Annotated in this window: 17 protein-coding genes; 9 read left to right on the top strand and 8 right to left on the bottom strand. The window is 71.6% G+C overall.

The genetic code is table 11. The features are described 5' to 3' along the window. Positions 1–54 precede the first annotated feature (54 nt). Together BM142_RS20610 and BM142_RS20605 are read right to left on the bottom strand one after the other, a co-directional pair. The gene (locus BM142_RS20610) at positions 55–798 is read right to left on the bottom strand and encodes an esterase/lipase family protein (RefSeq protein ID WP_092202789.1); all 744 of its coding nucleotides are present in this window, start codon (positions 796–798) and stop codon (positions 55–57) included. A 29-nt stretch (positions 799–827) separates the two neighbouring features. Next, complete coding sequence (locus BM142_RS20605) at positions 828–1,133, bottom strand: hypothetical protein (RefSeq protein WP_092202787.1); 306 nt, start codon at positions 1,131–1,133, stop codon at positions 828–830. A gap of 149 nt (positions 1,134–1,282) precedes the next feature. On the opposite strand from BM142_RS20605, the gene BM142_RS20600 reads away from it, so the two are divergent. Beyond that, complete coding sequence (locus BM142_RS20600) at positions 1,283–1,528, top strand: hypothetical protein (RefSeq protein ID WP_254791110.1); 246 nt, start codon at positions 1,283–1,285, stop codon at positions 1,526–1,528. Between the two features lie 12 nt (positions 1,529–1,540). Here the strand turns inward: BM142_RS20600 and BM142_RS20595 are convergent, their stop codons facing one another. Further along, entirely contained in the window at positions 1,541–2,725 is a 1,185-nt protein-coding gene (locus BM142_RS20595; protein ID WP_092202872.1) for an acyl-CoA dehydrogenase family protein, read from the bottom strand. Positions 2,726–2,858: 133 nt separating this feature from the next. On the opposite strand from BM142_RS20595, the gene BM142_RS20590 reads away from it, so the two are divergent. From BM142_RS20590 to BM142_RS20580, 3 genes are all read left to right on the top strand, one after another. After that, complete coding sequence (locus tag BM142_RS20590; protein WP_092202783.1) at positions 2,859–3,890, top strand: ion channel; 1,032 nt, start codon at positions 2,859–2,861, stop codon at positions 3,888–3,890. A 376-nt stretch (positions 3,891–4,266) separates the two neighbouring features. Beyond that, complete coding sequence (locus tag BM142_RS20585) at positions 4,267–6,048, top strand: HSP90 family protein (protein ID WP_092202781.1); 1,782 nt, start codon at positions 4,267–4,269, stop codon at positions 6,046–6,048. Further along, complete coding sequence (locus BM142_RS20580; RefSeq protein WP_139228972.1) at positions 6,038–8,845, top strand: hypothetical protein; 2,808 nt, start codon at positions 6,038–6,040, stop codon at positions 8,843–8,845. The genes BM142_RS20585 and BM142_RS20580 overlap by 11 nt, the downstream gene beginning before the upstream one ends. Before the next feature lie 63 nt (positions 8,846–8,908). Here the strand turns inward: BM142_RS20580 and BM142_RS20575 are convergent, their stop codons facing one another. Continuing rightward, positions 8,909–10,600, bottom strand: a complete 1,692-nt coding sequence (locus BM142_RS20575) for an AMP-binding protein (protein ID WP_254791109.1) — start codon at positions 10,598–10,600, stop codon at positions 8,909–8,911. Positions 10,601–10,725: 125 nt separating this feature from the next. Here BM142_RS20575 and BM142_RS20570 point away from each other — a divergent pair, with 125 nt between their 5' ends. After that, complete coding sequence (locus BM142_RS20570) at positions 10,726–12,009, top strand: hydroxyacid-oxoacid transhydrogenase (RefSeq protein WP_092202775.1); 1,284 nt, start codon at positions 10,726–10,728, stop codon at positions 12,007–12,009. 117 nt (positions 12,010–12,126) lie between these two features. On the opposite strand, the gene BM142_RS20565 is transcribed toward BM142_RS20570, so the two are convergent. The 3 genes from BM142_RS20565 to BM142_RS20555 form a co-directional block, all read right to left on the bottom strand. Then, positions 12,127–12,543, bottom strand: coding sequence for a PaaI family thioesterase (locus BM142_RS20565; protein WP_092202773.1), 417 nt, complete (start codon positions 12,541–12,543; stop codon positions 12,127–12,129). Positions 12,544–12,829: 286 nt separating this feature from the next. After that, the gene (locus tag BM142_RS20560) at positions 12,830–13,240 is read right to left on the bottom strand and encodes a hypothetical protein (RefSeq protein WP_092202771.1); all 411 of its coding nucleotides are present in this window, start codon (positions 13,238–13,240) and stop codon (positions 12,830–12,832) included. Next, entirely contained in the window at positions 13,237–13,491 is a 255-nt protein-coding gene (locus BM142_RS20555) for a hypothetical protein (RefSeq protein ID WP_092202769.1), read from the bottom strand. Before BM142_RS20555 ends, BM142_RS20560 begins: the two co-directional genes overlap by 4 nt. A 731-nt stretch (positions 13,492–14,222) precedes the next feature. Here BM142_RS20555 and BM142_RS20545 point away from each other — a divergent pair. Continuing rightward, on the top strand, positions 14,223–14,684 hold the full coding sequence (locus BM142_RS20545; protein ID WP_092202765.1) for a hypothetical protein: 462 nt from the start codon (positions 14,223–14,225) through the stop codon (positions 14,682–14,684). Positions 14,685–14,717: 33 nt separating this feature from the next. Here BM142_RS20545 and BM142_RS20540 read toward each other — a convergent pair whose 3' ends face one another. Then, positions 14,718–15,221 (bottom strand): hypothetical protein, encoded by a 504-nt coding sequence (locus BM142_RS20540; protein WP_092202763.1) that lies wholly within the window; start codon positions 15,219–15,221, stop codon positions 14,718–14,720. A gap of 305 nt (positions 15,222–15,526) precedes the next feature. Between BM142_RS20540 and BM142_RS20535 the strand changes: the two genes are divergently transcribed. From BM142_RS20535 to BM142_RS20525, 3 genes are all read left to right on the top strand, one after another. Further along, the gene (locus BM142_RS20535) at positions 15,527–15,892 is read left to right on the top strand and encodes a hypothetical protein (protein ID WP_092202761.1); all 366 of its coding nucleotides are present in this window, start codon (positions 15,527–15,529) and stop codon (positions 15,890–15,892) included. 192 nt (positions 15,893–16,084) lie between these two features. After that, the gene (locus BM142_RS20530) at positions 16,085–16,486 is read left to right on the top strand and encodes a hypothetical protein (RefSeq protein WP_092202759.1); all 402 of its coding nucleotides are present in this window, start codon (positions 16,085–16,087) and stop codon (positions 16,484–16,486) included. A gap of 130 nt (positions 16,487–16,616) precedes the next feature. Beyond that, positions 16,617–17,474 carry a restriction endonuclease gene (locus BM142_RS20525; protein ID WP_092202757.1) on the top strand — a complete coding sequence of 286 codons (858 nt, stop codon included), beginning with the start codon at positions 16,617–16,619 and terminating at the stop codon, positions 17,472–17,474. Positions 17,475–17,478: the final 4 nt, after the last annotated feature.

Raw genomic sequence — 17,478 nt, 5'->3', positions numbered from 1 at the left:
TGTGCCGCTCACCTCGGCTCCGCAGCCGGTCATGCGATCTCGTCCGGCCCGGTGTCAGTCCTCGGGTGGGAAGAGCGCGCCGAGGCCGAACCTGTCCGGCCGCCGGAACGGCCGCCAGTCGTGGCGGGGCTGGGCCAGCCGGTCGGCCACGACCCAGAGCACGGCCGGGTCGTGGCCCATGCCCAGGTGGCTGCTGCGGACGGCGACGTTCTCGCTGATCGGCCCCGGTTCCTGACGGCAGCCACGCCAGTCGACGACGCCGTCCCACCTCGAGTAGACGGCGGTGCTCGGGACCGCGAGGGGCCCGGCCAGGGAGCGGCGGGGTGCCCGCCGGGGGCCGGTGACCCACGGCTGGGTCGAGGCGAACGGGGAGCCCAGCGAGACGACCTGCCGCACCTGGCGGGGGGCGCGGCGAGCCAGCCGCCGCGCGAAGATGCCGCCCAGGCTCCAGCCGACGATGCTCACGGCCGTCCGGTGCTCACCGGCCAGCCGGTCCACCAGCCGGGGCAGCTCGTCGTCGATCTCCTGGCTGGGGCCCCGGTTGCGGCCCAGCGCCCAGCCGACGACCGGATAGCCCAGCCGCCCCAGCCACGAGCGCAGCACGCGCGTGGAGGCGTCGGAGGCCAGCAGCCCGGGCAGCACCAGCACCGGGTGCGGTTCTCCCCGCGGCGCGAGCCGGAGCAACGGCAGCGCGGTGGCCGCGGTGCCGCCGGCGCTGAGCAGCGTGCGCGCGGGCTCGGTCGCGGCGAGGAGGAGCGCGCGACGACGGGCGGCACGCGCGTCGGGGTGCAGCGGCATGACGGGCCCATGCCCCGGACCGGGCCCGGTCAGTCGACGGCCGGCGGGAGGAGCCGGGGGGCGAAGACCTCGTCGATCGGCCGGGGGCCCACGTACTGCCGGCAGGTGCACGGCACCCAGGCCACGCCGGCCCAGCGACCGCGCTTGTCGAAGGTGTCGCGGCGCAGCTCGGCGTAGCAGGTGTCCGTCTGCCGGTCGTGCTGGCTCAGCGTGTGCCCGCAGCCGCACAGCGGGGTCACCGGCGGGGGCGGTGCCGCACGACGGCGTCCGAACCGACCACCGACGAAGCCGACCGCCAGCAGCGCTCCGCCCACCAGCAGGCTGATCGGATCCATGCCCGTCCCCTTCCGTCGACACGACGGTAACGCGGTGTGCGGCCCGGTGGTGCCCGCGCGACGAGCGGGCCGGATGCGTCCGATTCACCCGGTCGCGGTGATTGATCACCGGTGAGGTGGGGCACAGGACCGGTGTGGACGTGTATGCGGTGGGGTTCGCCAGACCGGATCGCTGGTCGCGCGGGCGGTCGGCCGAGCAGGACTTCCCGTGGCACGCGGTCGAGGCGCACCGCCCGGCCGCCGAGCTGGACGGCGAGGTGGAACTGGCCGTGTGCGGCGCCATCGTCCAGGTCTGGGGCTCGCAGAAGTGGGCCCGGGTGGGCGCCGGCCGGACCGCGTGCCCCGAGTGCCGGCGGCTCGCCGCCGTGCCCGAGCCGGTCAGCTCCTCCCGCTGACCTCCGGCCCGCTCAGCGAGCGGGCTTGCGGCCGCTGATGGCCGACAGGCCGGTGATCTCCCGGCCGACGATGAGCGCCTGCACCGAGTCGGTGCCCTCGAACGTGAAGACCGCCTCCATGTCGGCGTGGTGCCGGGCCACGTGGTTCTCCAGCAGGATCCCGTCGCCGCCGAGGATGTCGCGGGCGTCGGCGACGATGGCCCGGGCCTTGGCCGCGTGGTTCATCTTCGCCAGGGACGCCATGGCGGCGGTCATCCGCCCCGCGTCGGCCAGCCGCGACAGCCGCCAGCACATGAGCTGCATGGATGTGATCTCGGCGAGCATCCGGGCCAGCTTGTCCTGGACCAGCTGGAAGCCGGCGATCGGCTGCCCGAACTGCTCCCGCCGCAGCGCGTGCGCGAGGGCCAGCTCGTAGGAGGCGGTGGCCAGGCCCAGCGCACGCCAGGCGACGGTGTAGCGGGTGCGGTCGAGGACCTGGGAGACGTCCTTGAACGAGGCGCAGTTCGCCAGCTTGTTCTCGGCCGGCACACGCACGTCGGTCAGGGTGATCTCGGCCTGCCAGACCGCACGCAGCGCCGTCTTGCCGGTCATGACGACGGCGTCGTAGCCGGGCGTCCCCTTCTCGACGACGTAGCCGCCGACCGCACCGTCCGCACCGCGGGCCCAGATGAGCACGTAGTCGGCGATGGAACCGTTGCCGATCCACTTCTTCCGGCCGTTCAGCACGAAGGAGTCGCCGTCCCGGCGGGCCGAGGTCTCCAGGCCGACGGCGTCGGACCCGTGCTCGGGCTCGGTGAGCCCGAAGGCGCCGATCTTCTCCAGCCGGGCCATCTCGGGCAGCCAGCGCTCGCGCTGCTCCTCGTCCCCGAGCAGCGCGATCGACTGCATTGCCAGGAAGCTGTGCACGCCGTTGAAGGTGCCCACGCTGCCGTCGGCGCGAGCCAGCTCGGCGGCGACCAGGCCCGCGGAGACGGCGCTCATGCCCGGGCAGCCGTAGCCCTCGATGGTGCCCCCGACGATGCCCAGCTCCGCCAGCTTCGGCACGAGCCCGAACGGGAACTCCGCCCGGTCCCAGTACTCGTTGATCGACGGCGTCACCTCGGCCGCGCAGAAGGCGCGGACCCGGTCGCGGATCTCGATCTCCTCCGGCTCGAGGAGCTCGTCCAGGGCGTAGAAGTCGGGGCTGTCGACGGTCACCTCCCGCACGCTACGGCGCCGCGAGGGCCACCGCCCGGCGTACGCCCACGGCCGCCACCCACCGTGCCGGCGCCCGGGGGGACCGTGCCGCGGTAGCTTGCGCTCTCGGTCCGACGACGGGGAGGAGTGCGCGGTGCCGTTCCTGATCCACCGCCTGTCGCGGTTCGTGCGGCTGCGCCTGCACGGATGGCGGCTGCCGCTGGCCGTCGCCGTGGTGGTCTTCGCCTCCAGCTGGGCGGCCATGGCGCTGCTCGAGCCAGCGGGGAGCGACATCGCCGACCCGCGGACCTACTGGTGGTACTTCCTGGTCACCGCGGCCACCGTCGGGTACGGCGACGTCTTCCCCGCGTCGACCGGCGGCAGGGTCGTCGGCGCGTACGTGATCGTCGGTGGCATCGTCACGCTCACGATCCTGTTCACCCAGCTGGCCGGCGCCCTGCAGTCGCTCCGCGGCCGGAGACTGAGAGGTGTGGTTCCCCTGGAGCTGTCCGACCACGTCGTCCTCCTCGGCTACTGGCCGGGGCGCACCGAGCGGATCGTCGCCGAGCTCACCGCCGAGGGCCGCGCGCACGTGGCGCTCTGCGCCTGGGACGACGTCCCGGAGAACCCCCTGCCGGACCGGCCGGCGGTGCACTTCGTCCGCGGCGACCTGACCCACGAGGACGTGATGACGCGGGCCTGCGTACCGCGTGCGCGGACGGTGGTCATCGACGGTCGCGACGACAACGAGACCCTGGCGATCGCGGTGGCCGTCGACCACGCCAACCCCGACGTCCACCTGGTCGCCGCCGTGCGCGACCTCGGCCGCCGGGACAGCCTGCGCTACGTCAACGCCGGTGTGCAGGTCGTCCAGTGGCACATGCCGTTCCTGCTCACCGAGGAGGCCACCGACCCGGGGATCACCCAGATCTACAACGACCTCATGAGCAGCGCCGGCCGTGGCAACACGTACTCGATGCGCGTGCCCGCCGGGTTCCCGCACCGGACGTTCGGGGAGTGCCAGACGCACTTCGGCCAGACCTTCGGGGCGACGGTGCTCGCGTTCCGGGGACCGGACGACCTCGTGGTGAGCCCGCCGTGGGACACCACCGTCCCGGAAGGGGCGACCCTGTACTACGTCGCCCGCGAGCGGATCGAGGTCGCGCGGCTCGCCGGGAGGCGCTGAGCTCCTGATCCCGGGCAGGTGCCGCCGGCCGGCCGGTCCCGACCGTGTGCCTACGGCTCGTCCGTGGGCTCCGGATCGCTCTGCGCCTCCAGGTCGGCCTCGAGTTCGGGGCTCTCCTGCTCGACGGCGATGTCGCGCGGCTGCGGGTCCTCGGCTCCGGCTGGGGTCATGCGGGCAGCCTTCCGCAGGACGGCAGCGACCGCAGGTCGATGAGGGTCCGGTGCGCCTCCACCGCAGCACGGCGCTCCGGGTCCGACAGGCTCCTCGGACGGAGGGCCGCGTGGCAGGTGGGGCGGTGGGGGACACCGGGTCGGCCACAGGGGCGACTCGGCCACGGAACCGGCCGGCCGTCGGAGCCGCGCCCTAACCTGCCCCGGTGCGCCACTCCTTCCAGGTCGATCTGCGTGGGGTCGTCGACCTGCTGTCCGCGCACCTCTACAGCTCACCCGACGTCTATGTGCGGGAGTTGGTCCAGAACGCTGTGGATGCGCTGGCCGCGCGCGGGCCGGAGGCCGACGACCGCCCCGTGGTCATTGAGTGCCACGAACGGCCGGGCGGTCCTCCGCTGCTGTCGGTCGAGGACGAGGGGGTGGGACTCACCGTTCCGGAGGTCCACGAGCTGCTGGCGACCATCGGCTCGTCGTCCAAGCGGGACGGATTGCTGGGACCGGATGTCGACTACCTCGGGCGCTTCGGGATCGGCCTGCTCTCCTGCTTCCTGGTCAGCGACGACATCCGCGTCGTCTCCCGGTCCGTCCGTGGGGGACCGGGCGTGTCCTGGCGCGGACACAGCGACGGAACGTACGAGCTGCGCGAGCTGGCCGACGGCGAGGGCCGCGCGACGCCGGGGACGACCGTGTGGGTCACCGCACGTCCGGGGCTGGAGGACCGGCTGCACGCGGCGACCGTCCGGCAGCTCGTCCGGCGCTACGCAGGACTGCTCGCGCGGCCGATCCTCCTGCGGACCTCGGCGGGGGAGGAGCGGCTGGCCGGCCGGCCGCTGCCGTGGGCGGGACAGGACACGGAGCGCCTCCTGGCCTGGGGGGAGGCCGAGCTCGGCGAGCGGTTCCTCGATGCCGTCCCTCTGGGACTGCCGGCGGCCGGCCTGACCGGGGTGGCGTTCGTCCTGTCGACCAGCCCGAGCCCGTCGTCGCGTCAGCGGCACCGGGTGCACCTCAAGCGGATGCTGCTCTCCGACGCCGTCGACGGGCTGCTCCCCGACTGGGCGTTCTTCGTTCGCGTCGTCGTCGACACCAGCGCGTTGCAGCCGCTCGCGTCGAGGGAGGGCTTGTACGAGGACGCGACGCTGGCCGCCGTTCGAGAGGGCCTCGGAACGGCGTTGCGCAGCTGGCTCGCCGGACTGGCCGACCGCGATCCCCAACGGCTGCAGAGGCTGGTGCGGGTGCATGCCCTGGCGCTCAAGGCGCTGGCGGTGCACGACGACGAGCTCCTCCGGCTTTTCGCGCCGTGGCTGCCGGTCGACACCAGCCTCGGCCGGATGACGCTCACCGAGGTGATGGCCCGGGGGCCGGTGCGGTACGCGGGCACGGCGGAGGACTTCAGCCAGATGGCCCAGGTGGCCACCGCGGAGTCGATCTGCCTGGTCAACGCCGGCTACACCTACGACGAGGAGCTGCTGCTGCGGCTGCCCGACGTGCTGCCCGGTGTGGACGTCGAGCGCGTCGACCCGGAAGACCTGGCGGCGGTGCTGCGCCCGGTGATTGCGGCCGACCAGGCAGGGGCTGCCGCGCTGGTCGCCCGCTGCCGGACGGTGCTGGCGCCGTTCTCCTGCGACGTCGAGGTCCGGGAGTTCAGCCCGGCGTCGCTGCCTTCGCTCTACACCGCCGGTGACGGCGCCCGTTTCGCCCGCGAGCTGGACGAGACCCGGCAGGTGGCCGACTCCTTCTGGGGGCCGATGCTCGGACGGATCGCAGCGGCCCAGCCGGTCTCCCGCGAGGCGACGCTGGTCCTCAACTGGCGACACCCCGTGGTGCGACGGCTCGCCGGGCAGGTGGGCGGCGACGCGCTGCGCACCGCGGTGGAGGTCCTTTACCTGCAGGCACTGCTGCTCGGCCGGCATCCGCTGCGCGGCCGCGAGACGACGTTGCTGTCGGGGGCGCTGGGGCGCCTCATCGAAGGGAGCCTCCATGGCGCGTGACAGATCGGTACGGAAGCTGCTCTCCCAGGTGGAGGAGATGCCGTTCGGCTTCGCCAAGACGGCCGTCGCGGAGGAGGCCGTGCGGGTGGCCGACGCGGCCAACGACCTCGACGGTTCCTTCGCCGCTCGCGAGGCGCTGGCCTCGGCGGCCATGCACGGCGGGGAGCCGCAGAAGGCCCTGGTCGCCGTCACGTGGTGCCTCGCGCAGTTGGACGCGCACCCTGATCGGTTCGACCGGCACGGCACCTACTGGGCGCTCAAGTGGTTGCCGACGACGCTGGTCGACCTGCCGGACATGCCCCTGGAGGAGATCGACCGGGTGATCAGGGAGGCCGAGCGCCGGTACGCCGCGATCGGAGAGGGAGCCGACGCCATCGCCAAGCTCCGCTGGGTGATCCCGGAATGCACCGGCCGCATCGCCGAGGCGGTCGAGGCGCACCGGGCCTGGCGGTTGCTGCCACGGAGCGAGTACAGCGACTGCCGGGCCTGCGACGTGTCGGGTGAGATCTCCCTGGCGCTCGACGCCGGCCGGCCGGAGCGCGCGCTGGACCTGGCTCGACCGCTGCTGGCCGGCCGGCTGGAGTGCGCGGAGGAGCCGGCGCGGGCGCTGGCCAAGCTGCTGGCGCCGCTGCGCGCACTGGGGAGCGACGAGGAGGCGGAGCGGCTGCACGTCTGGGGGCTTCGGCTGTCGCGGGGAAACCCGTCGCTCGTGTCGACGCAGTCCCAGCACGTGCTGCACCTGCTGCGCACCGGTCGCCTGCCGGAGGCACTGGACCTCGTCGTCGAGCTCGTCGACGTCTGCGACCGCGGGCTCTTCGACGTGATGGCCCGGCTGGATGCCGTGTCGGCGGCGGCCGCCGTCCTGACGGCGTGGGACGAGGCGGGAGCAGGCGAGCTGTCGCGACGGCCGGCGGACCGTGCGGGGGACGCCGCGGCGCTGGCCGCCGCTCTCGCCGCCGAGGCCCGCGAGGTGGCCGCTGCCTTCGACCGTCGCAACGGCACCGAGCACGTCGGCCGCTCCGTCGAGGAACGTCTGGCCACCCGTCCGACGGCGGTCGTCGATCCGCTGCCCGCCTCGCCCATGAGCGTCGTCGTACCGTCCCCCGTGCGCACGGCGGCCGCGCCGTTCGCCGCGGAGCCGCTCCCCGGCGCCGACGACCCGGGCGAAGACGACCCGGTGGCCCTCCTGACCCGGGCGCGCGAGCCGCGGGGCAGCGCGGCCCAGCGGCACGAGTTCGCCGAACGCGCCCTGGCGGCGTTCGAGCGGGCCGGGGACCGTGCCGGTACCGCTCGCGCGCGACGGGTGGTCGCCGAGGGGCTGCTCCGGTTGGACCGGGTGGAGGAAGCCGCCGCGACGTTCGAGCGTGCCATCGAGGAGCTGGCGGAGGACCCGCACCAGCTGCTGCTGGCGGCGCTGTCACGGGCACGCGTGGCCGTGGGGCGCACCGGCGAACCGGCCGGGGAGGAGGCGCAGCACTTCCTGGCCGTGGTCCGCGCCGCGGCAGCTGCGGACCCGGCCGGTGACCAGGCCCGTGGTCGGGTGCTGCTGCTGGAGGCCGAGTGGGCCGTGCTGGCATGCGCGGAAGCCGAGGGGGAGCTGCCGCCCGACGACACGGTCGAGCGCTTCGCCGAGGCCCGTCGCCTGCTGGCCGACGACCCCGAGGACGTGGCGCAGGCGTGGGAGACCGAGGCGTGGGCCCGCTCGGTCGCCGGCGACCTGACGGGCGCACGCCGGGCGGCCGAGGCGGCCTGGCGGCTGGCCACGGAGTCCGGTCGCGACGTCGACCTCCGCGCCGCGGCGGAGGTGCTGGTCCCGCTCCTGGTGGCGGAGGAGGCGCACGACCGGGCCATCGACGTGCTCGCGATCGCCCAGCGGGCGGACGAGCAGCTCGGCGACCTCGGCGAGGCGGCCCGTTCCGCGCTCGCCCGGGCCGAGCTGTTGGTCGGGAGCGACCGCGCCGAGGAGGGACTGGCAGCGGCCTTCGCCGGCATCGACCTGCACCTCGCGGCCGGGGAGCGCGACTGCGCCGCCTGGGGTCGCCTGACGGCGGCGCGGATCTTCCGCGACCTGGACCGGGACCAGAACGCCGCCGACCTCCTCGACGAGCTGCTGGAACAGGCTGCCGAGGACGGCGACCCCGAGCTGGAGGGCGCGGTCGCTCATGACCTCGCCATGCTCAACGGGGAGTTCGGTCTGCTCGACGAGGCGCTGACGCTGGCCGAGCGGGCGATCCGGGTGTTCGGCACGGAGCATCCCGGCGGCCGGGCGCGGGCCTACCGCACCCTCGCGCAGGTGCACGAGGCCCGCGACGAGCTGCCCCAGGCGGTGGCGGCCGGCGTCTCGTGCCTGTCCCACCTGGACGAGGACGAGGACCTGCCGTTCGCCTCCGAGGTGCGCCACGAGCACGGCGAGCGGCTCGTGCGGGCGGGGATGGCGGAGCGGTCGCTGGAACTGTTCGACGTAGCGGAGGCCGGCTACCGGACGGTCGGCGAGGACGTTGCCGCAGCGGCGGTGGACCTGGCCCGCGCGGACGCGTTCGCCGCGCTCGGCCGGCGTGACGACGCGCTGGCCGCTGCGCGGCGTGCGTTCTCCGTGGGCGCGGCCGAGGACGCGCCGGGGCTTCGCGCCGAGGCACTGTGGGCGCTGGCCGCGCACGACGAGCCGGACGCGCAGCGCTACGCCGTCGCGCTGACGGCCTACGAGGACGCGGGTGCGCCCCCGGAACAGCTCGAGCAGCTGGCCGCGCAGCGCGACGCCGCGCTCCGCCGCGGTCGTTCGCGCTGGCGGCGCCGCTGAGCCGCACGCAGGCTGCGCGGGTCGTGGCCTCTCCCGAGTGGGACCATGACCGGCGCACGGCGGTCAGGTGCGCAGCTCGCGGCGGAGGATCTTGCCGGTGACCGTCTTGGGCAGCTCGTCAACGAGGACGACGCTGCGCGGGTACTTGTAGGCGGCCATCCGCTCCTTGCAGTGCGCGATCAGCTCGTCCTCGGTCACCGAGGCGCCCGGCCTCAGGCTGACGAAGGCCTTCACCGTCTCGCCGCGCTTCTCGTCCGGGACGCCGACGACCGCGGACTCCCGGACGCCAGGGTGTTCGGCCAGCACGTCCTCGACCTCGCGCGGCCACACCTTGTAGCCGGACGCGTTGATCATGTCCTTCTTGCGGTCGACGATGAACACCCAGCCCTCGGGGTTCATGAACCCCACGTCGCCGCTCTTCAGCGCCCCGCCGGGCAGGTTCGCCGCAGTCTCCTCGGGCTTGCCCCAGTAGCCGGCCACCACCTGCGGCCCCTCGGCGACGATCTCGCCGACCTCCCCGAGCGGCAGGTCGTTCCCGTCGTCGTCCTGGATGCGCACGACGGTGTTCGGTGCCGGCACGCCCACCGAGAGGGCGCCCGACGTCGGGTCCACCGGCGACGGCGAGCCGAAGGGCGTCACCGTCATCGGCGAGGTCGTCTCGGTGAGGCCGTAGGCGTTGTGCACCTGCTTGCCGGTCGCCGCGAGGAACGCCTGCTCCGCCGTGGGGGAGATGGCCGCCCCGCCCGAGTAGATCGAGGTGAACGAGGCGAAGGCGTCCTCGGTGAACCCGGGTGCGTCCAGCAGCGCGCTGAACGCGGTGATGGCACCGATCGTGAACGCCGGCCGGTGTTCGGCGAACGCATCCAGCACCACCCGCGGCTCGAACCGGTAGGCCAGCACCAGCGGCGCCGGGGCCAGCAGGCTCACCGCGATGTGCCCGATCAGCCCGGTGATGTGGAACAGCGGCGCGATGCCGAAGATCGCGCCGTCCCGCCCGGCGTGCACCCAGTCGCGGTAGACCTGGGCGGTGAAGACGACGTTGCGGTGGGTGTTCATGGCCCCCTTGGGCACCCCCGTCGTCCCCGACGTGTAGGTCAGGAACGCGACGTCGTCCGCCCCCAGGTCGACCGGCGGCGGCACGGTGCCGCGGTGCTCGGCGACGAACTCCGAGAAGTCCGTCGTCCCCTCGTGCCGGTGCCGCTGCACGCCGGCGAAGAGCCGGTCGTCGTCGCGCGACTGGAACTCCAGCTCGCTGGTGGTCAGCACCAGGCGCACGTCGGTGTCCGCGACGACGCCCTCGGCCACCTCCCCGTACAGCGACTCCAGGGACACCAGCACGGTCGCGCCGGAGTCCCTCAGGAGGTAGGACAGCTCGCGGGCCCGGCTCATCGGGTTGATCGACACCATGACGCCGCCGGCCTTCCAGGCGGCCACCATGGAGATGACGAACTGCGGCACGTTCTGCAGGTACACCGCCAGGCGGTCGCCAGGGGAGAACCCGCCGGCGACCAGGCCGGCGGCCAGCCCGTCGCTGAGTTCGTCGAGCTCCTGGCGGGTGATGACGCCGTCGAAGTACCGCAGCGCGACGGCCGAGGGGTCCTTCGCCACGCCCGCCCGGAACATGTCGAGGGCGTCGTCGAACTCGATGTCGTAGTCGGCGGGCTGGTCGCCGTAGCGCGCCAGCCAGGGCCGCTCGTCGTAGGCGCTCACCGGGCGCGCCACGTCATGAGGAGCGGGTCGACCGGCATCGGTCACGGTGACCTCCAGGGGCGCGGACGGGCGGTTCCGGGACTATCTCCCCGGTGTGGTGCCGGCCACAACCGCGTGCAACATTCGGTGCAACCGACCGCCGTGGAACGACCGTCGAGAGGCACGTTGCGATGACCACGCCCGCGAATCCCGAGTCCGTGTTCACCTACGGTGCGCCCCAGCTGAAGTTCGGCACCGGGGCCTCCGACGAGATCGGCTACGACCTCAGCCGCTACGGCGTCGAGCGGGTGCTGGTGGTCACCGACGCGGGGCTGGCGGCCACCGGGATCCCGCAGCGGGTGGCCGACCAGATGGCGCAGTTCGGCATCGAGGCGCGGGTCTACGACGGGGTGCACGTCGAGCCCACCGACCAGAGCCTGATCGCGGCCATCGAGGAGGCGCGCTCGACCGGCCCGTGGGATGCCTTCGTCGCGGTGGGCGGTGGCTCGAGCATCGACACGGCCAAGGCGATCAACCTGCTCATCACCAACCCCGGCGAGCTCATGGACTACGTCAACGTGCCGGTCGGCAAGGGGGAGGCGCCGCCGCAGCCGCTCAAGCCGCTGGTCGCCGTCCCGACGACGACGGGTACCGGGGCGGAGAGCACGACCATCTGCGTGATGGACGTGATCTCGGCGCGGGTGAAGACCGGGATCAGCCACGCCCGGCTGCGCCCGACGCTCGCGGTGATCGATCCTGCGCTCACGCTCACCCAGCCGCCCGGCGTGACCGCGGCCTCGGGCATGGACATCCTCTGCCACGCGCTGGAGAGCTACACGGCGCGCTGGTACACGACCTACGAGCACAAGACGCCGGAGCAGCGGGTGCCCTACTGCGGGTCCAACCCCATCTCGGACATGTGGTCGGAGAAGGCGCTGTCCCTGCTGGCCGGCTCATTCCGCCGCGCGGTACGGCACGGGGACGAGGAGCAGGCCCGCGCGGACATGGCGATGGCGGCCACGTTCGCGGGGATGGGGTTCGGCAACGCCGGGGTGCACATCCCGCACGCCAACGCCTACCCGATCGCCGGCCAGGTGAAGGACTTCCACCCGAAGGACTACCCGGCCGGCGAGCCGATGGTCCCGCACGGGATGTCGGTGGCCCTGACCGCGCCGGAGGCCTTCCGGTTCACCTTCGAGGCCTCGCCGGAGCGGCACGTGCGCGCCGCGCAGCTGCTGGCGCCGAACGCGGGCCTGCCGACCGAGGCGTCCGAGTTCCTGCCGATGGTGCTGGTCGACCTGATGCGCGACATCGACATCCCGAACGGGGTGGGTGCGGTGGGCTTCGGCGAGGACGACATCCCCGACCTGGTCGAGGGCACGATGAAGCAGCAGCGGCTGCTCGCGACCTGCCCGCGGGAGGTCACCGAGGACGACATCGCCGGGATCTTCCGTCGCTCGATGTCGCTGTGGTGAGCAGGTGCGCGCCAGCCTCACCGTCGGGTCGCCGTCCTCGCGCCGGAACCTGAGGCCGGCGACCCGACGGTGAGGTCCGCGGGGGGTGTGCCGCCGGCCGGCTCGGTTCGCCGGTGATCAACCCAGCCGGACGACGCTCTTGGTGACCTGGGCGGCTGCGACGACCTGGCCGTCGACGGTGGCCTCGGCCCGCATGAACGCCACCTGGCGGCCCCGCCGGAGCACGCTGCCGGTGATGTCCACCCGCGCGTCCGCGGCCACGGGGCGGATCAGCGACACCGTGAGGTCGTGGGTCACCGCGTGCTCCTCGTCGGAGAGCGAGGGCAGGAGCGCCAGGAACGAGGCGACGTCCATCAGCGTGTAGACGACGCCGCCGTGCAGGACGGCCGCCTGGTTCTGCGTCGGCGCGGCGACCGGGAACCAGATGCCTGCCGCCGGTTCGGCGGGATCCCGGAGCTGCATCCCGAGGAACCGGTGCAGCGGGATGTCGAGCACTGCCCGCACGCGGCTGGCGAGGACGCTGTCGGACGGCACGGGCACCCTCTCGTGGGCAGGTGGTGGGGCGGGTGGGGCTCGAACCCACGACCCAGGGATTATGAGCACTCACGGTCTGACAACTGTGCTTACCTGCGGAAACGCAGGTCGCGTGGGTCCGAAATGCATCCAGTCCCCGGGTCTAGGGCATATGGGCAGGTCGGCGTGGGTCTAGCGACCCCGAGCACAACCGTCTAGCCAGAGTCATCCGGCCCGTCGGGGTCTGCACCGCACACCACTCCGGGGGGACGTACGTGGAGGACGGTGATGCCGAGCGAAGAATTGCCTACTGGCTGCGAGGCAGCTTTGCACCGAGCCCTGTGTCCTGCGCCCGTCGCAAAGAGGTTCGCATCTCGATGAGGTCACTGACTCCGGCGGCCTCCTCCGGGTCTTCAAGTTCCTTGGCCCACTCCCAGAGCTCCCGCGCCGAGTTGACTGTTGTGTTGGTGTCCGCGCGCCAGTGAAAGCAATCCAGCCCGTACGGCTCCACACTCACGACCAGCAGTCCCTGGCCCTCCCATCCGAAAAGCCAGGCGTAGTCGTCATCCTCACCGTGATACAGGGCCCACCCGGCACGACCGGCCAAGACCTGAAGCGTCATTCCCCATAGGGCAGCGAGCTCCGGATCACGAGCGATGAGGCCGTTCATGGCATCGACGGTCTGCTCGCCTGGGGTGATGCGCTGCGCGTTGATCACGCCTCGTCGTCCCCCTCCATGAATCCCTTGCCGGTCACGACCCGTACCCAGTCGGCGCGGAGCATCGCCTCACGGTCCTTGTCGATGATCGCCATGATTTGCAGGAAGGCGTCGATCCGACCGCGCGCCCACGACGCCGTGTTGACTTGGCTGTCCTCGTGGCGGTTCTCGTCGAACAGGTTGTAGGTCAAGGGCAGCTGACGCTGCATGAACTCCGCAAGCTCCTCGACGGTGATCTGCGTTCCAGCCATGACACGAGCCTATGTGGTCAGCCCTACATGGCACCCATGTGGCGCCTGCTCTGGCCCGGGACCACGAGGTCGGTTCAAGGCTTCAGTCGCAGCCGGGCCTAGGGCCTAAAGAACGAGCGCATCTCCCCTCGATCATCGAACAAGTAGGACGCGCACGACCAAAGAACGAGGGGGACCGACCCTGCGGGAACGATCCATACCCAGCGTGTCCATCCCGTCCCGGCCGCGAGGGCGGTTCCGAACGCAACCGAAGCGCCGATCGTGACCCACAGCCAGCCTTGGGCCTGCTGGATCGCGGTAGGGACGTCACCCCGTCTCCACGGCGGATAGAACGTGATGCGAAGGAGCAAGTAGGCATACCGGTTCGTGAACGGCGCAGCAGGAACGATGGGGATCGCGCCACGAAGGTGATCCGAGATGATGCTCCGCAGACCGCGCATCGACACCCACGTTTGGAGTAGTGAGCCGATCCACAGGGCCCCCGTGGAGATGAGGGCGCCGACGACCAGGGCTCTCATATCGCGGATGTTAGCTGCGGTGCGGCCCCGCGCGCGGGGCTCGAACAGCCTTATGGACCGCTTCGGGACACATCGGGCGACGTAGAGACCCGTCAACGTCAGTTAGACGTATGGCACAAGATCCGCCCGGGGGACCCACGCATAACAGCAGGCCAGATGGCAATTCCGGGCCTCGCTGACGTCGAGCGATGTCGCCGTGGGAGCGTTCGCTTCGTGCTCGTAGCCGCCTTCGTCCTGTCCTGCATCTCCCTCGCCGTGGCGATCGCGGGCTTCCTCCTTGCTGTGCGCACATTCCGGCGCGCCGGGGTGCGGGTACGCGTGAGCGTCAGCAAGGGAAAAGCCATCAGTAAGTGGGACGGCACCTTCGCCCCGCTCGCCAAGATACTGAGCCTGACGGTCACCAACACCGGTCTGGCGAAGGTCGAGGTGAGCAACCCGCACTGGAAGGTGCGCGGTCAGAAGGACGTCTTCATCCCGAGCAACACCGTCGGAGCCAAGACCATCGAGGGGTACCACTCTGACCACTGGGAGTACCCGGTCACCATAGCGGCGCAGATGGGTGTCACGAAGGAACGCTCCGTCCGGGCGCAGGCCGGGATCTGCTTGCCCGACGGCCGCAAGGTCTACAGCAAGACTGTGAAACTGGGTCCCGAGGACCTCGAACGCAGCCTGTAGACGCACGTCGTTCGCGTCACCGCAGCGGCACAGCTACGCCTGGGCGGCATCATTCGGCTGCACGTAGCCCGGAGGGATGCCCGTCTCGCGCGAGCTGGCGACGGCGTACGTCAGCTCGCTGATCAGATCTGTGGCCTCGGACAGCGCCCGCTCGACCGCGATCAGCTCATCGAGCGACTGCGCAGGCTCCACGCTGGTCTCCCGACTAGGGACCCGCTGCCACGCGTTGGAGTCCACGGATTCGCGATCCCACTGTTCCAAGTAGGCGGCCTGGTCATCCGGCGCGACCCGAAGCCACTCGGACACCGGACGCATGGCCTCGCGTCCGCGTAGCAGCCAGTCCTGGTGGACGATCTCGTTGCGTCGTCTCCGTGCTGCGTCGGCCAGCTTCGCAGCGGCCAGCACCCGGTCCTGTAGCGGCCCGGTCAGCCGCGCCTTCGCCAGCTTCCGCACCTGCCGGTCCTGTTCCCCGCCGCCCTTCCGACGCGTCTCCTCGAACGGGGTGCTGCGGTCGAGGTGATGCCAGAGGAGTCCCATCTGTAGGTCGAGTCGAGATCCCGCGATGGTGACGCGACCGACTTCTTGCAGAACGTCCGGGCCGGGGTAGATGCCACCGACCTCATCACAGGCTGACGACCCCAGGCGGACGGCCTACCGCTGCCGGAAGGAACCGACGGCGGGCGCGTCAACGGGTCTGAGAAGGTCCGGGACATGAGCGACCTGACGGACGCAGTCTCGCACTCTGCGACTGACCGCTGCCGGTCACGGCCGACCACGCGGACGTTCAGCGGCTGCCGGCTCGGGGCACCGCTCGGGTCCTTGGCCGAACACGGACCGAGGGGATGGATGCCATGAAGGGCGACGAGGCCCGGGTGGTGACCGCGTTCTGCGACTACCTCAAGGCTGACGGCTGGGCCGTCGAGACCGGGGTCAAGTGGGTGGACGTCGTAGCCCAGCGGGACGGGCAGACGATGTACGCGGAAGTGAAGGGGCGAGCCGGGCCGGACACCGGGACGGCCCTGGACATCCTGTACGGACAGCTATTGCGCCGCATGGAGACTGAGGACGCGCCCGAAGTCCGCTACGCCGTGGTCGTGCCGGACGAAGCAGTGACCAAGGCGCAACGCGTCCCCGCATGGGTGCGTGGCCGACTGCGCATCGACCTGTACACCGTCGATGCCGAGGGGCGGGTCTCGCCCGTCCACTAGACCTACTCCGCCGCCGCCCGGCACGACCCCGTCATCGCTGTCTGAGGACCACGCCGTGCGAGCCTTGGCGGCATGGAGTGGTCGACCATCGCCGGGCTCGCGTCAGCTGGTGGTTTGGGGGGTGTCGTCTCGAACCTCGTATCTGCGGCTCCTGGCCGTAGGCGGGCAAGGTCGCAGGTGCGCGAAGCCGCTATGAAGCTGGAGAGCCTTCTACCGCAGTGGTCGCTCGTCGAGAAGGAGAAGGCGTTCGACTCCGAAGCCTGGGAGCAAGCAGTCCGGTCTGTGCACATCGAGTGCCTCGCGGCAGGGGTCCCTCGCAAGCTGACCGACCAGTTCGTTCGCGCAGCGCGGGGTTGGTCAACCGTCTACCGCATCAAGGGCGCTGACCTGCTGGTCGGCGAGTGGGAGGCCCTCGATGACTGGTCGAAGGGCCACAGCGCACTGCTCTACGACTACCTGTGGCACCCGCGCCGCACCCGACTTACGTATAAGAGACGGCTACGTGCGCTGGAGACGCAGTTCGACCAGTTCAACGAGGAGGCGAAACAGCGCCAGGCTGCACGGCGAGCGGAGCGAGCTGCCGAGACGGCGTGATGCTGCTCGTTGGAGCGTCGAGTCCGTCGGCTGGCCCGCGCGGTAGCCAAGGATCCCGTGTGTCCCGGCGTCGGCCCGTCGGCGCAGTTAGGGTGCGATCGTTTCCAGTCAGCGACGCAGGAAGTAGGGCATGGCAGTCCCGGAGTACCAGACCTTCATGGCCCCCGTCCTCCGCGCGCTGCAAGATGGCCAACCGCGCCCCGCCAGTGAAATCCGCGAGGTCGTGGCCGCCGAGATGGGCATCACCGAAGAAGACCGGCAGGAGCTGATCAAGAGCGGCATCCCCGTCTTCGACAACCGCGTGGGCTGGGCGATCACCTACATGGTGCAAGCGGGTCTCATCCGCCGCCCGAGGCGGGCGATCAACCAGATCACTGAACGCGGCCTGCAAGTGCTCCGCGACCATCCCGCCCGAGTGGACAACCGCGTACTCACGCAGTTCGAGGAGTTCCGCGAGTTCAAGTCCCGAGCCCGGACGCAGCAGCAGGCGAAGGATGACGCTGCCCAGCCCGCGTCATCGGCTGAGGCGGCCGCATCGGTGGGCGCGCCCCGCGAGACCATCACCACCGCCATCAAGGAGAACAACGCCGCCGTTGCCTCGGACATCCTCATGCGGATCCGTGAGCGGGACCCGGCTTTCCTCGAAGTCCTGGTCCTCCAAGTCCTGACGGCAATGGGCTACGGCGGCGCAGCCGGATCCGCTGAGCGGCTGGGCCGTTCCGGCGATGAGGGCCTGGACGGCGTGATCAAGCAGGACCCGCTCGGGCTGGACCGCATCTACGTGCAGGCGAAGCGATACGCCGCTGAGCGCACGGTCGGACGGCCAGACATCCAGGGCTTCGTCGGTGCCTTGCACGGGGCCCAGGCCGACAGGGGCGTCTTCATCACCACCAGCCGCTGTCTCGCCCCGGGTTTGATGGAGGCTCTCAATCCACGTGAGGATGAGAGTCATGGCGGCACCGAGGAAGTACCCCGACGAGCTGCGTGAGCGG

Source organism: Blastococcus tunisiensis, from assembly GCF_900112815.1.
GTDB classification, from domain to species: domain Bacteria; phylum Actinomycetota; class Actinomycetes; order Mycobacteriales; family Geodermatophilaceae; genus Blastococcus_B; species Blastococcus_B tunisiensis.
This window is presented reverse-complemented; position numbering and strand designations above follow the sequence as displayed.

What these genes read in the sequence shown, in the direction of transcription:
- BM142_RS20535 (WP_092202761.1), top strand. Translation starts at nt 15,527, where the DNA reads ATGGATGCCATGAAGGGCGACGAGGCCCGGGTGGTGACCGCGTTCTGC.
- BM142_RS20540 (WP_092202763.1), bottom strand. Translation starts at nt 15,221, where the DNA reads ATGGGACTCCTCTGGCATCACCTCGACCGCAGCACCCCGTTCGAGGAG.
- BM142_RS20580 (WP_139228972.1), top strand. Translation starts at nt 6,038, where the DNA reads ATGGCGCGTGACAGATCGGTACGGAAGCTGCTCTCCCAGGTGGAGGAG.
- BM142_RS20605 (WP_092202787.1), bottom strand. Translation starts at nt 1,133, where the DNA reads ATGGATCCGATCAGCCTGCTGGTGGGCGGAGCGCTGCTGGCGGTCGGC.
- BM142_RS20530 (WP_092202759.1), top strand. Translation starts at nt 16,085, where the DNA reads ATGAAGCTGGAGAGCCTTCTACCGCAGTGGTCGCTCGTCGAGAAGGAG.
- BM142_RS20525 (WP_092202757.1), top strand. Translation starts at nt 16,617, where the DNA reads ATGGCAGTCCCGGAGTACCAGACCTTCATGGCCCCCGTCCTCCGCGCG.
- BM142_RS20570 (WP_092202775.1), top strand. Translation starts at nt 10,726, where the DNA reads ATGACCACGCCCGCGAATCCCGAGTCCGTGTTCACCTACGGTGCGCCC.
- BM142_RS20610 (WP_092202789.1), bottom strand. Translation starts at nt 798, where the DNA reads ATGCCGCTGCACCCCGACGCGCGTGCCGCCCGTCGTCGCGCGCTCCTC.
- BM142_RS20555 (WP_092202769.1), bottom strand. Translation starts at nt 13,491, where the DNA reads ATGGCTGGAACGCAGATCACCGTCGAGGAGCTTGCGGAGTTCATGCAG.